This window comes from Labrenzia sp. VG12, assembly GCF_002237595.1.
Classification (GTDB): domain Bacteria; phylum Pseudomonadota; class Alphaproteobacteria; order Rhizobiales; family Stappiaceae; genus Roseibium.
In genome coordinates this window covers 4,607,540-4,620,989 of the sequence record NZ_CP022529.1, presented here as the reverse complement: position 1 = coordinate 4,620,989, position 13,450 = coordinate 4,607,540, and the positions used below count along the sequence as shown (strand labels likewise).

Here is a 13,450-nt window from a genome sequence, read left to right as displayed (position 1 = left end):
TCGGCTCCGAGCCCTCACCTCCCAAATGATGGGGTTTGCCTGGATGTCCGTTCTTTCAGGTTCTACCGCGGTACCAGTTTAGAACCGGTTCAAAGATTCCGGCAGCAGAAATCAAGATGACCCCTGCCAATTCCCTAAACCCAAATGGTTCGCCCGCCCAGATTGCAGCCGTTATCGCGGCAGCACTGATTTCTGTCATGAAAAGGATTGCGATCAGACCGGGGCTAAGAACCGTTGCACCCCACATTATCGCGAATGCAGGGGGAATAACCAAAAGGAGTGTCACCGGGACCATCCAAAGTAAAACGCTTCGCATCGTTTCCCAATCCGGTATTTCCCCAGTGCCATCCAATGGGACGATGAGCAAAAGGAGCGCCGCGACACTCCCCCAGGCAAAATAGGACAGCGTGAAATCGATTCCGTTTCCGTCTTTGTCTGATTTCATGACCACCGCGGCGGCGGCCCAGATGAGCCCCCCGGCAATCCCCATCCAGTCGCCAGCGCTAAGACCACCGCTGATCCCTTTGTCGGCTCTCACGATGATCAAGAGCCCCAGCAAACCCAAGCCAATGGTTGCCCAACGGGGCATTGTAATGGGCTCCCTCAGCACAATTCGCGCCAACACTGTGCTCCAGATTGGTGTCAGATAGAAAAACAGCGTTGCTCGGACGACCTCGGTGAAGATGAGAGCTCCCGCGTAGCAAACGAGTGCGACACCCGCGAGCATCCCGGCGACTTGCAAAGGCCAGCCACCGACCACGATTTGACGGTGGCGAAGGAAAATGATGGGCAATAGCAGAAGCGCGGGCAGCACGTAGAAAAAGACAACGGCCCAGGCTCCGACGACTCCTGCGTCATCCAGCGCTCTCAATGGGATCCAGAAAATGCCCCATGCAACACCTGCTGCTGCGACTGACACCATCGCGAACGTTTCGGTAGTTGATTGTTTCATCGGCACTCACATTGCCTATCAAGTACTTGATAGACAATTTCCTATCCGCTTGACCCGCCCCCAATCAAGCCCCTATCAAATACTTGATGGAAGTCTTGGGCTGACGGACTGATGGGAAACGAAAAAGCATCTGAGATACTGCTCGTTGCCCGCAGAGTTATGATGGAGCGGGGCTATAACGGGTTTAGCTTCCGCGACATTGCCGCCGAAGTAGGCATTAAGAGCGCGAGTATTCATTACCACTATCCAACCAAGGGAGATTTAGCCGAGGCCGCTGCAAAGGATTACCGAGAGTGGTGCTTAACGGCTTTGGCGGATTTGTCGGCACCAGACGCGCCTGGGCTCCTCGCAGCCTACGGCAACCTGTTTGTTGCCATGCTCAAAGACAAGGGAAGCGTCTGTCTGGGCGGTGTCCTCGCATCGGATGCCGCAACGCTCCCACCGTCGATCAATGCCGAAGTCGAAAAGTTCTTTCTGGGGCATCATGAATGGCTAAGTGCGGTTCTCCAAACAGGACAGCAAAACGGCGAGATTAGACCCGACCTTGACCCAATTGCATTCGCGAAGACGTTTGTGTCCAGCATGGAAGGAGCCATGATGGTCTCGCGCGCCACTGGTAACCCAAACCATTTATCTGAGACAATTGATCAACTCATCCATTTGGCGCGACCGTTGTCGCGATAGAACTTAGATGAAGCGAGGCCCGATGTTTGGGCTCTGACTTTGAAAATCCGTTGAGTCCGCAGTACGGATATTCGTTCAACCCGCAGCAAACGTCCGCTTCCCGCTCATATTATGAATTCATTGCATTACACATTTACTCCCATTGTAAGCACCCATTTTCCAATTTTCTGTGCTTGAGGCTCGGAGAGCCAAGTATTAATCTCCTGGATTAGCCTTTAACGGTGCGTACGCGATTTTATTTGCGCCAGGCTCTCGAAAACAACTTCGAATAAAACACTCTCCAACCAACTAATTTTACTACAGCTAAAACGAAACATTACACGCTCACCTACAGGAGTGTGGAAACACATATTGCGCCTCGCACCCATACACCTTCACGAAGGACTACGGCTCGGACAGGCACCAGCAGCCTGCCTGACGTGGTGGCAGGTTGCGGGTCTTGTCGGACCCTGGAAGCCTGACTTCTCCTGCCGGTCTTACCCTTCCAGGCAGACGCCGCCAGTGCGGCGGTCTGTGCCACCTCCCCCGCGCGGACGTCGCCCACCGAACAACCAGCCGGGTCCTGTCGGTTTCCGGATCGGATCTAAAGCCCATGAGTTTGCGCTGCCCAGATCGCCATCCATTGCGCGGTTAGCGATTTTTAAATGTTGCGGCGGGACAGTCCAACTGACGCAGACCATGGCTCCATCGCCGTGGCGCGCCAATGATGGCCACAACACTTTCGAGCAGAAGTCCGGAAAATGCGGGTCAGGAGCGAAAAGGAAAAATGGGCGCAGGTCGTGCTCGTCTCCGCTGCATCCGTGTTGGTGTCGCTGGTGGCCACGCATTTTGTGTCGCCGGCCGGCCTCAACTGGGTCAGCGTGTGGCCCGCGACACTCGTGCCCCTGATGATCGCTCCCTTTGCGTCGCTCTGGGCCGGCAACATGATACTGGCCCTGCACCGATCCAACCTCCGGCTCGAACATCTGCTGCTTCATGACAGCATGACCGGACTCCTGAACCGGACCGCGTTCTTCGACCTGTTCGAAGCCCGCCAACAGAATGTCGGCGGAACCGTGTTGATGCTGGATATCGACAGTTTCAAATCGATCAACGACACCTACGGTCACCAGGTTGGCGATTCCGTCATCAGGCTGGTGACGGACGTCATGTCGGAGACAGCCAGACCCTTTGGCGAAATCGCAAGGCTCGGCGGCGAGGAATTCGCCATGTTCTTTCCGAACCTGCCCGTCACAAAAGGGCGTGATGTTGCGGAGACCATACGCTGCGCGATCGAAAAGACCGCGCTTGATGCCGGCCCCGATACGATCAGCTGCACCATTTCAATCGGCGTCGGCTATCGTCACGACAACGAACCGATTGATGCTGCGCTGAACCGGGCAGACAAGGCGCTTTACCGCGCCAAAAGCAAGGGCCGCAACCGCGTCGAGGTCAGCGAAACACAGCCGTCCGAGCCAGCCTCATGACCTGTGTCCGCAGTGCCTGAAAGTAACTGGCATCGGCGAGACTGCCGGTTTGTCTCGTTCGCCGTCAGGCACCGGCAAATGCCGTCACCTTCTGCTTCAGATCCTCCCAGTCGGTGAATTCCTTCGTGCCGCTGAGGTCCTCGTCAAGATGGGCCGCCAGATCGCCCTCGAGCAGGGCTGACTGCTGAAACCAGTCATAGATACCCGGCTTCACCGCACCGGCAACCAGGGCTGTTTGCGTCGGTTGCCACTGTGCGGCCTCCAGAAACGTTCCAACATAGCCCCCGGCTTCCTCTGCGGTGTCCGGAAAGGCTGCTGCGAGACTGACCGACACCAGCAGGCCGGGCATGTCGCTCAGCCGGTTCCGGTTTGCAAAGACAAACAGCTGAAGGTCGGGCTGGTGTTTTCCCGAATGCACGGACCCGGCGACAATCACCTTGTCATAGTCGCTGACGGTGAGCCTGCCGGATGGGTCGCTGACATTGTGTAACTGGACCTGGTGACCGGCTTCCGACAGGATTACCTCGATGAATTTGGCGATCTTTTGCGTCTGTCCTTCAGTGGTCGCATAGGCAATCAGAACATTCATACGTGGCCCCACCTGCTTTCACTCGATGAGGTCACGCTAGCACAGGACTTTGCTGTCATTCGTCCGCATTTCCACGTGTTACACTTGTCGGAATTCGGAAAACGACCGATTTTCCTGCCTATTATTTGGTCACATGGAGCCCGGCCCGAGGCCCCATAAGTCCCTGGCAGCAATGTCACCTTGCGCCGCCAGGATGGATGTTCCGCCCCGGGCCGCAGGCGTTGTCTGGACAGGTGGCGAGCTGAGAAGACCGGGCGTCCGGAGCACCACAAGCGGCCCCCGGTCGCGTCAGCATTTTCAGCGAGGTCTGTTTGTCATGGGCACAGAGAAAATAGGCAGCCCACATGTCTTCGACCGCAGTTGAACACGGGGCGACCCGTTTTCATTGAGCTGTTTGAAACAATTCCTATATCCTGTATGCGTTTCTAAAATCAGGGGCCTTCCACAAAGAGTCTCTGAGCAACTTTTATTTCTGGTTCAAAAGACATATTCAAAGGCTTGGAATGCACATATTCGGATTTGTTTTATCATTTTTCTTTCTGATCTTGGCGGGAGCCGTTCAGGCTCAGGATGTAACACCGCTCCCGGAAAAAGGCGGATTGCACGCTGCCTATGTTGTGCCGACGGACGCGTTCGAGCGCGTCGATGTGCAGCTGATCGTTCTTTCCGGATCCTTCGATGACCCGGATCCATCCGGAACGGCGCATCTGACAGAGCACCTTGCCGCGTTCTCGTCAGACGCAACCATATTCAGAAATCCGAGAGTGCGTGATATCCACGCCACGACCTACAATGTGTCGACGACTTACACGAATTCCGGCGCGCCTTCCGAACTCGAGATGCTGCTAAGACTGTCACGTGCCGTTCTGGACACGCCAAGTCTGCCGGAAGGTTTTGCGGAAAGTGAAATCGACATTCTTCAGCGCGAAACCCTGCTTCGCGAAAGGCAATCGCCGCACCGCTGGATGCGACGCATTGCGCTGCAAAATCTTTATGGCACCCTGCGCGGCCGTGCGAACAACACCATTGCAGACCTGCCCAGGCTGAGCCTCGAACAGGCCTACCGGTTTCACAAGGAGCATTATGTCCCGTCCAATGTTTCCCTGATCGTTTCGGGAAAAGTCGACCCGGACACCGTCGCAGATCTGGTTGCGCAGGTATTTGGCGACACGGAACCGTCAGCGGTACCTGCCAAGCCCTGGCTCGACCAGAAACCGGATCCGGCGCTCAGATCGGTCGAATACATTGAATCGAACAGGCTGATGCGCGACACGCTGCAACTTGTAAAGTTCGTGGATTTTGCGGACCGCACGAGCAGCATGGACATGCAGGGCGCCTTTTTCATTACAACAGCCATTCTGATCAACAGGTTGGACAAGGCCCTGTATTTTGAGGACGAGCGGTTTCTCGAGACCAGCTCGGACTGGCATTTTGTCAAGAATGCCGATCTTGAACTTTTCCTGGATGTGCAATTGATGCCCGGCTTCGACCTGGACACGGCACATGACAGTCTGAAGAAGACGCTGGCCAACCTGTTGAGCGAACCCATCAGCCGCGAAGAGATCGACGAGGCGCGTCAGAAAGAGGTGACATATGCCCGGAATGTCATGCGTCGTCCCGCTGACTTTCTGTCCTTCCTGCATAATGTTGCTGCAGACGGCTACCCGCCTGTCAGTCCTTCCGTCTTCGCTGACATGTTGAGCAAGACAACAGATCAGGAAGTCATCGATTTTGCGACCGAGGTTATGAAACCGTCGGCAACGTCGGTCGTTCTGGCCAAAAAAGTAGATTAAGATGCATTCATTCAGACATTTTCTTTTCGTTGCTCTCCTGATGTTTCTCTGCCTGGTGTCATCGCAACCGGTGCGTGCAGATCTCGTTGCTGCTGCGAATGCCACCAAGATCGTTTCTCTTACGCCACTTCGCAACGGCGTCTCCGCGATCACGCTCGTCTGGCCCATAAACCCGCCGACACAGGATCGTGTCGGCGAACTGATGGCGGGTCTTTCCAGCGTGATCTCGGGCGGGACATCCGAGCACTCGCCAAATGACATCGACGCTCTCCTGCGCATAAAGGGGATCGAGAACAACATCACCATCAACGGGCGGGATCTGCTCCTCACCGTCTCTGCAGCAGACGACGTTTTTCCAGAAGCGCTTGCCCATTTGGAAAACGTTCTATTCGAACCGGAATATACAAGTGGCTGGTATGCAAGGGAGCTGCAGGAACTCAAGCTCAGAATCTCAAGCAACACTGGGCGCCCTTCCGACGTTCTGAATGAAGCCGGTTATTTTGTCCTGTACGATCCTCGAGGCGAAACCACCGCCAGAAACGATGGCCGTTTTCGTTTCGGGCGCCCCAGCCAGGTCATCCTGAGATCCGCAGACGAGGAGGCCGGACGCCGTGCCATCCGGATGATCAAGGCGCTGCCCGAGGCGCAGTGGACACTGCCCTTTGCAAGATGGGCAAAAGCATTGACTGGCCAGGATAAGCAAGCGTTTGCCCTGCCAGCCGGTACCATTCATTTCGCGGACCCCGACTCAACCGAGATGCTGATCCTTTTCGTCAAGGCCGAGGAGTTTGAAGACGAGGTTGACCAGATTGGCGCCAATCTTCTGATGGACTATGTCGGCGGAAATCAGGGATCGGAATTGTTCCGGATCATCCGGCAGGAAATGCGAGCCGCTTACGACCCGCGCACGGACTTCATTGTCATGGGCAAGAACAGGGCGATCGTCTCGTTGAGCGCGACGGTGGAAGCGCAAATATGGCCCGAGATTCACGAAAAAATGCGGGCAATCTACGAAGGCGCACGCACAGGAAAAATCAGCCTGTCAGGGCTGGACATACAGCATGACCGCTTGAACAGACGCTATGCAGGCCGATTTTTCAGCGATCCCGTCTGGGGCGCGCGGCATTACCTGAATGAGTATCCCGCCGGGGCCAGTGGCACGATCAACCTCCCGCTGCTTACCGCGCTTGAAACGGTCCCTCTTGAGGAGGTCATCGCAAGTTCGCAAACCCATTTGCCGCCTTTGGATGACTTTCTGCTCATCCTGATCGGGGGAGGCCCCGCGCCGGCGGAAGCGCTCAAGACCAGGGGCTATTGTGCATTGCCGAAGAACGCCCCGTTGCATTATTGCCTGGAGGAGCTTTCGAATACGCTGAATTGAGACAAGCGGTTCCGCCCCTCAACCAGGCGTCCCAAATTGACCGCACCCAACGCAGCAGGATCTCCTTCGCCGTAAAGGCGTTTGGACGCGATGCGGTTCAGTTTGGAAAAGAAAAGAGCGGCTGCCCGGCCGCTCTTTTTTGGTGTTGATGTGCCTTTACCCGCCTGGCCAGGGCTCGGGCCGGCCAAAATAGAAGCCTTGCGCCGCTTCGATGTTGAGTTCGCGCAGCAGCTTGGCCTCTTCGGCCGTTTCCACATGCTTCGCAATTACCTTGATGCCGAGTTCATGCGCCGCCCGGACGAGGCCGTTCAGGATCGCCGCCTTGGCCGGTTCCTCGACAACCTGCTGTGTCAGGCCGGCCTCCAGTTTCAGCCATTCGACCCGCAGGCTGGTCAGGCGCGAGAGCACCGGCCAGTGACCGGCGAAATCGTCGATTGCCGTCTGGCAGCCGAGCTCGGTGACGAACTTGAAGAAGGATTCCACCGTTGCCGGTTCGCGCAGGTAGTCCCGTTCGGCAATTTCCAGGCAGAGTTTCGACGCCAGAAGCGGATTGACCGAAAGACGGTGATAAAGACCGTCCCGGAAATTCGGATCTCGCGCGGACTCCGCGGAGACATTCATGGTCAGGATCGACCTTCCCGGATTGCGCTCGGCGGCATCCAGCACCTTGTCCAGCGTCCAGGCATCAACCTGCGCGATGAAACCGGACCGCTCTGCGGCGGAAATCCAGGCCCTGGAGGACAGACCGCGTGCCCGGTCTCCCTGGAGCCGCAGCAACACTTCCGACCCGCAGATCTTGTTGCGCTTGAGGCACATGATCGGCATGGCATAGAGCGTCAGCTCATTGCCACGGAAACTGCCCGGCTCGGGCAATTCGACCTTCTCAACGCCGGTCGCCTGACATTCGGTGGATTCCACACAGTGGATCTGCACCGAACTGCCGCCAAACCGCTTGCCGCGCAGGCAGGCCCTGTCCGCCAAACCGAGCAGAACCGCCGCATCTGCATCGCGCAAGGACAGGCCACTTTCAACAAAGGCAACGCCGATGGACCCACCGATGGTAAACACCCGGTCGCCGACCTCCAGCCGGATCCGGTCGAAGCCTTCCAGGATCTTCTCGGCAATGTCGAGGGCGCCTTCTTCGTTGGCAGCCGGAACCATGCCGGCAAATTCGTCACCGCCGATCCGGGCCGCTGTTCCGAATTCGCCCAGCGTTAGCCGGAGGCAGGCCGCCACGCGCAGGAGCATGTCGTCACCGGCATCATGGCCACCGAGGTCATTGACCTTCTTGAACTCGTCGAGATCGATGTAATAGACCGCAAGCCCGGTTTCCTTGTCGGAGGCCAGGCGGCCGAGTTCCCGCTTCAGCGCCCGGGTGAAGGCCCGCCGGTTTTCCAATCCGGTCAACGGATCGAGATAGGCAAGGCGCCGGTTCTCGGCAATTTCCTGCGGGCAATCCACATTGCGGCGAATGATCGCCATTGTCGTCCCGCTCACAGCTTCTGCCGACGTGCCTTCCGGCAGCGGTACGAGACGAACTTCACACATCTGCCGGTCAGTGGTGTAGCCGGCCGTCTCGAGGCTGCGGTTTTCCGGAATGAACAGGCTTTGCGCACCTTCGCTATCGATTGTCTGCAAGGCCTCAACCAACAGCCCGATGTCGTAGTCGCTGTTGATTGTCTCTAGCAGCCTGATGGCCTTTTGCTCTGCGCTGTCCACGCTATCGAACACCAGAACATCGTCCGGAAAATGTTCCAGGAAACCGGCCTCACCTTCCGAACGTGCCGGCTTCCTTGCCGCCGGTACGGGTGAAGGTATCTTGGCGAGCGCATCCTGCGCGCTGTCTTCCATGTCGAACTGGACCAGGACGGCCTGCCGCTCTCCCGAGAGGGAAACGAAAGACGTGCAGATCATGTGGTGACAAAAGGGAGTGCCGGAGCGCAGCAGGATCGTTCCGCTGGCCTGGGCCGGCACGCCACTGAACGCGGCTGAAAGCACCGCCTCGCAGCGTTTCCAGCTGCCTTCGGTCAACAGGTCCTGCAGGCCGCCGGGCACGGGAAACACGCCCTTGGCTGCACAGTTGGTTTTCATGTGTTTGTTGTGAACGAGGATGCTGCCATCCTGTGCGACATAAGCAGCAGCATGCGGGAGCACTTCCAGCAGGGAAGTGTGAAATCCTGTGAGCGTATTGCTTTCTGCACGACCGGATTGCTCCAGCCGGTCATCAATAAACCGTTGGCTGACTTGCACCAGACCGCCCTTTCAGTATTGCCGTTCCAATGGCGCAAACTCAAACACACACTGCGCCGCCCCTGTGTCAAAATTACTAGCACAGTTCAGTTCTCAAAACTGAAACAGAAAAAATACTCACAACTCTTAGAATTTTTATAGTAAACGAAATGTTTATGATCGATATTCAAAAATATATAAAATTTTATTCTTATTTTATATTAATGCCGATGACCTTCTGAAAACGCGCCACAATTTCATCACGCTCTCGACGCAAAGGTGCCGCAGCGGAATGTTACCGCCCCCGGTATCGCGGCGACGCGGAATTCTGTCTAAAATGTGGCAAAGGCACTGGAAAAACCCTCATGGCGCGTATTTTCTCGAACACTCCTCTTTTGCGCGCATCGCTTTTGGTGCTGTTTCCGCTGTTGGCACTGCCGCTTTCAGCGCCGGTGCAGGCCAACGGGTTCAAACAATGCGGCAAGGCCTCCTGGTACAAACTGGGTGGCAAGACAGCTAGCGGAGAAAGCGCCGATCCGAGTGGTCTCACCGCCGCGCATCGCACTCTTCCCTTCGGCACCATTGTCGAAGTGACAAATCTGTCGAACGGCAAGTCCGTCAAGGTGCGGATCAATGATCGTGGACCGTTCGCCAAGGGGCGCGTGATCGACGTCACGCTGGCAGCCGCCAGGGAGCTTGGCTTCGTCAACAAGGGCGTTACCCGTGTCGAAGTAACCGGTACAAGCCCGGATCTGCGCCCCAACACTACGCAAAAGTGCCAATAACGCGTCGGAAAAACACACGTGCTCCCGACCGCTGAGCAACGATCAAAAATTGCACGACAAATATAAAACGCTGAATCTAGTGAATGAATCGAGACGTTACATTGTTTCACGAATGACTCAGTATGAATAACGATCAGTCGCATAAAGGTGAATCAAAAAATAAAATATTTTACGGTAATGACAATCGCGAAAGATGTCGCTAGAGTTGCCGCCGTGGTCGATGGGGCCACGTGCACAGTAACTTTATTCGCGCAGTCTTACCGGCTGCGCGTTTTTTTTAAGTCCCTGAAAATGCTGAGGCAAAGCGGCTCAGGCCTGACTGGCACAAGACGCCGGATGCCCACATGACGAAAACGGAAGGGCTAGACCCTTTCGTTTGCGGCAAGCTTGCGCCGGATTTCCCCTGCGTGTCGCCGCATCGCCCCCTGTTTCTCCGTGTCCATTCGCTTCCAGCTGGAATATGGCTGCGCCAATCGCGGGTTTGAAGAAAGCACGTCTGCGTTGCGGTCCAGAAAATCCCAATAGAGTGCATTGAAGGGACAGGCCTTGTCGCCAGTCCGTTGCCGGACGTCGTAGCTGCAGGCACCGCAGTAGTCGGACATCTTGTTGATGTAGTTGCCGCTCGACATATAGGGCTTGGACCCCAGGAGGCCGCCATCGGCAAACTGGCTCATGCCCAGCGTGTTCGGCAACTCGACCCATTCATAGGCATCGGCATAGACAGCCAGGTACCATTCATGCACTTCGGCCGGATCAACCCCTGCCAGCAGCGCAAAGTTGCCCGTGATCATCAGGCGCTGGATGTGATGGGCATAGGCCTCGTCGATGGTCTGGCCGACCGCCTCGGAAAGGCACAACATGTCGGTCTCGCCGGTCCAGTAGAATGCCGGTAGCGGCGCTGTTGCGCCAAGCGCGTTTTCCATGACATAGCCTGGCATCTTCAGCCAATAGATGCCCCGCACATATTCGCGCCAACCAAGGATCTGCCGGATGAACCCCTCCGCCGCATTCAGCGGCGCGCGCCCCTCGCGATAGGCCGCTTCCACCTTCCGGCACAAATCCAGCGGGTCGAGCAGGCCGGCGTTGAGATAGGCCGACAGAACCGAATGAAAGAGGAATTTCTCGCCGCGCAGCATTGCATCCTGATAAGTGCCGAAACCGGCGAGGGCGGTTTCCAGAAAATGAGCGAAGGCCTCCTCGGCCTCTGACCGGGTGACGGCAAACCAGAACGGCTCCAGCGTGCCGATATTGTCGGGAAAGGACCTGCCGACCAGGTCCAGCACCTCTTGCGTGATCCGGTCGGGTGCAAACCGTTTCGGGCTGGGCAGGAAGAGATCCGGTTTGGCCGGCTTGCGATTGTCGGTGTCGAAGTTCCACTTGCCACCTGCCGGCTTGTCCCCCTCCATGAGCAGGCCCGTCCTGCGGCGCATCTCGCGGTAGAAATATTCCATGCGCAACTGCTTGCGACCCGAGGCCCAGGCGCGAAAGCTTGCAGGGTCGCACAGGAACCGCGTGTCGGTGAGAATATCGACCGGCACCCGCAGCGCCCGCGCCCAGTCTTTCATGTCGTCCAGAACACGCCATTCACCGGGCTCGGTGACGACGACCCGTGCGGGGCCCAGCCGTTTCACCGCGCGTGCAACCTCGCCCCGGAAGCTGCCCGAATTGCCAGCTGCATCAAGGGTCACATAATCAACCGTCCAGCCTGCCTCGCGCAGATCTTCGGCGAAGTGACGCATGGCGGAGAACAGGAAGGCGATCTTCTTCCTGTGATGGCGCACATAGCTGGCCTCGTCCATCACCTCGACCATCAGAACCCGGTCACGTTCAGGGTCCGACCTGACAAGACTGGAAAGCCCAGGCGTCAACTGGTCCCCAAGGACCAGAACAAGATTGCGGCACGTCGTTTTTTCGGTCATCGGTCTCGGCCGTCAAAGCGGTGTTGCTGCTCTCTACGCAGAAAGTGCGAGGGCCTATCACTTTCGGCTGCAATTTTGTCTGATGGTCTGGCGGCCTCCCACCATCAGCCACGCAGCCCGTCGACTTCCCGCAATGCCCGATGAATTTGCGCCCTATTCTCCACCACCCCAGCGCCTTGCCGGGCAGCCCACTCATGTGGTGACCGCCAGCGCCGGCGCGCGCACCAATCACTTGGCGTTTGCGACATTCGAGGCCGGCACACCGAGACGCCTGAACAGCCTCACCTGCTTCCACGGTCACGGCCTGGCCAGCTCCGCCCGGCCGGGTTGCCGGTCGCCGGCATATCTTGTCCAAATTTTCAGAAAGCCATTGCCGAGACCGGCCGGATCTAGTATCAGACCCCTCTATCCGCCGCGCAGGTCTCTCTGCCGGCCAGAAGCACCCGTAGCTCAGCTGGATAGAGCGCTGCCCTCCGAAGGCAGAGGCCAGAGGTTCGAATCCTCTCGGGTGCGCCATATAACGCGTTGAGTTAATTGTCTAATTAGCTCCCCTCCCAGATGCAAAATTCCGATTGGACAGCTGCTGGCACAACACTGGCACAGCGGGATCCATTATGGCGACCATTCGCAAGCGGAACAGCAAGTATCACGTTCAAATCAGACGACAGGGCATCCCTTCGCAGACAAAGACTTTCCATCAATTGAAGGAGGCGCAGGAATGGGCTCGGCATATGGAGGTCAAGGCAGACCAAGGTGAGCTGCCACAGAAAAGAACATCCCTCAAATCTAAAACGCTTGCCGACCTAGTTGTCCTCTACAAGAAGGAAGTCACGCCGACTAAACGCGGCTCAAAGGCAGAAGAGTGCGTCCTTACGGCTTTCCTTCGTAATCCCATCTGCAACATTCGCCTCGATAAGCTTACAACCGCAGACTTTGCGAGATACCGGGACGAGCGCCTTCAACAGGTCAGCCCCACGACACTAAAGCGACAGCTCAATATCATCCGGCACATGTTCAACATCGCCAAGACAGAGTGGGACATCCCTATCACGGTCAATCCGGTTCACGGCCTCAGACTGGTAGCAAAAGATGTAAGGCGGGAACGAAGGCTACGGGAGGGTGAATTCGAAAAGCTCATTCAAGCGGCAAGAACAAGGCGAAATCCGCTGATTGAAAGGATCGTCATTATCGCCATTGAGACTGGCATGCGGCGAGGTGAAATCCTCGGGCTACATTGGGACCAAGTGGACCTCAAACGACGCTCTGTCGCCATCCTAGAGTCCAAAAACGGTTACTCACGAACGATACCATTGACGACAAAAGCTTATGAGACGCTCCAGGCTACACCCAAAGCAGATGATAGGGTTTTTCCTTTAGAAGCTGATGCCCTTCGTCATGCTTGGAAGAGAATGCTTCGGGACACGGAAATGGCAGATCTACACTTCCACGACCTAAGACACGAAGCGATTAGTAGGCTCTTCGAGATGGGTTTAACGGTTCCTGAAGTAGCTTCTATCAGCGGACACAGGGACATGAAAATGTTGATGCGATACGCGCACGCTGATGCAAAAAAGTTGGTACTGAAGCTCTCTAGGCAGACAAACGAGGTTCAGGGTCCATAGCGGCTGACACTGTATCGTCTTTTAAAGGCC

At 56.6% G+C, this 13,450-nt stretch carries 10 protein-coding genes and 1 tRNA gene; 7 read left to right on the top strand and 4 right to left on the bottom strand.

The genetic code is table 11. From position 1 onward, the window contains the following. Positions 1-55: 55 nt before the first annotated feature. Positions 56-952 carry a DMT family transporter gene (locus CHH27_RS21395; protein ID WP_094073392.1) on the bottom strand — a complete coding sequence of 299 codons (897 nt, stop codon included), beginning with the start codon at positions 950-952 and terminating at the stop codon, positions 56-58. A 111-nt stretch (positions 953-1,063) separates the two neighbouring features. Here CHH27_RS21395 and CHH27_RS21390 point away from each other — a divergent pair, with 111 nt between their 5' ends. Together CHH27_RS21390 and CHH27_RS21385 are read left to right on the top strand one after the other, a co-directional pair. Then, positions 1,064-1,636 (top strand): TetR/AcrR family transcriptional regulator, encoded by a 573-nt coding sequence (locus CHH27_RS21390; RefSeq protein WP_094073391.1) that lies wholly within the window; start codon positions 1,064-1,066, stop codon positions 1,634-1,636. Between the two features lie 740 nt (positions 1,637-2,376). Further along, positions 2,377-3,102, top strand: coding sequence for a GGDEF domain-containing protein (locus CHH27_RS21385; protein ID WP_094073390.1), 726 nt, complete (start codon positions 2,377-2,379; stop codon positions 3,100-3,102). Between the two features lie 64 nt (positions 3,103-3,166). Here CHH27_RS21385 and CHH27_RS21380 read toward each other — a convergent pair whose 3' ends face one another. Beyond that, on the bottom strand, positions 3,167-3,691 hold the full coding sequence (locus CHH27_RS21380; RefSeq protein WP_094073389.1) for a flavodoxin domain-containing protein: 525 nt from the start codon (positions 3,689-3,691) through the stop codon (positions 3,167-3,169). Between the two features lie 599 nt (positions 3,692-4,290). Here CHH27_RS21380 and CHH27_RS21375 point away from each other — a divergent pair. After that, the gene (locus CHH27_RS21375; protein WP_208988317.1) at positions 4,291-5,484 is read left to right on the top strand and encodes a pitrilysin family protein; all 1,194 of its coding nucleotides are present in this window, start codon (positions 4,291-4,293) and stop codon (positions 5,482-5,484) included. A 1-nt stretch (position 5,485) separates the two neighbouring features. Next, complete coding sequence (locus tag CHH27_RS28145) at positions 5,486-6,865, top strand: hypothetical protein (protein ID WP_208988316.1); 1,380 nt, start codon at positions 5,486-5,488, stop codon at positions 6,863-6,865. Positions 6,866-7,021: 156 nt separating this feature from the next. Here CHH27_RS28145 and CHH27_RS21365 read toward each other — a convergent pair whose 3' ends face one another. Then, positions 7,022-9,115, bottom strand: coding sequence for a GGDEF and EAL domain-containing protein (locus CHH27_RS21365; protein WP_208988315.1), 2,094 nt, complete (start codon positions 9,113-9,115; stop codon positions 7,022-7,024). Between the two features lie 344 nt (positions 9,116-9,459). On the opposite strand from CHH27_RS21365, the gene CHH27_RS21360 reads away from it, so the two are divergent. Next, positions 9,460-9,879 (top strand): septal ring lytic transglycosylase RlpA family protein, encoded by a 420-nt coding sequence (locus CHH27_RS21360; RefSeq protein ID WP_094073387.1) that lies wholly within the window; start codon positions 9,460-9,462, stop codon positions 9,877-9,879. 362 nt (positions 9,880-10,241) lie between these two features. On the opposite strand, the gene CHH27_RS21355 is transcribed toward CHH27_RS21360, so the two are convergent. Further along, positions 10,242-11,798 carry a cryptochrome/photolyase family protein gene (locus tag CHH27_RS21355; RefSeq protein WP_094073386.1) on the bottom strand — a complete coding sequence of 519 codons (1,557 nt, stop codon included), beginning with the start codon at positions 11,796-11,798 and terminating at the stop codon, positions 10,242-10,244. Positions 11,799-12,237: 439 nt separating this feature from the next. On the opposite strand from CHH27_RS21355, the gene CHH27_RS21350 reads away from it, so the two are divergent. Together CHH27_RS21350 and CHH27_RS21345 are read left to right on the top strand one after the other, a co-directional pair. Further along, positions 12,238-12,314 (top strand) — tRNA-Arg (locus CHH27_RS21350). A gap of 98 nt (positions 12,315-12,412) precedes the next feature. Then, positions 12,413-13,420 (top strand): site-specific integrase, encoded by a 1,008-nt coding sequence (locus tag CHH27_RS21345; protein WP_094073385.1) that lies wholly within the window; start codon positions 12,413-12,415, stop codon positions 13,418-13,420. Positions 13,421-13,450: the final 30 nt, after the last annotated feature.

What these genes read in the sequence shown, in the direction of transcription:
- CHH27_RS21395 (WP_094073392.1), bottom strand. Translation starts at nt 952, where the DNA reads ATGAAACAATCAACTACCGAAACGTTCGCGATGGTGTCAGTCGCAGCA.
- CHH27_RS21390 (WP_094073391.1), top strand. Translation starts at nt 1,064, where the DNA reads ATGGGAAACGAAAAAGCATCTGAGATACTGCTCGTTGCCCGCAGAGTT.
- CHH27_RS21385 (WP_094073390.1), top strand. Translation starts at nt 2,377, where the DNA reads ATGCGGGTCAGGAGCGAAAAGGAAAAATGGGCGCAGGTCGTGCTCGTC.
- CHH27_RS21380 (WP_094073389.1), bottom strand. Translation starts at nt 3,691, where the DNA reads ATGAATGTTCTGATTGCCTATGCGACCACTGAAGGACAGACGCAAAAG.
- CHH27_RS28145 (WP_208988316.1), top strand. Translation starts at nt 5,486, where the DNA reads ATGCATTCATTCAGACATTTTCTTTTCGTTGCTCTCCTGATGTTTCTC.
- CHH27_RS21360 (WP_094073387.1), top strand. Translation starts at nt 9,460, where the DNA reads ATGGCGCGTATTTTCTCGAACACTCCTCTTTTGCGCGCATCGCTTTTG.
- CHH27_RS21355 (WP_094073386.1), bottom strand. Translation starts at nt 11,798, where the DNA reads ATGACCGAAAAAACGACGTGCCGCAATCTTGTTCTGGTCCTTGGGGAC.
- CHH27_RS21345 (WP_094073385.1), top strand. Translation starts at nt 12,413, where the DNA reads ATGGCGACCATTCGCAAGCGGAACAGCAAGTATCACGTTCAAATCAGA.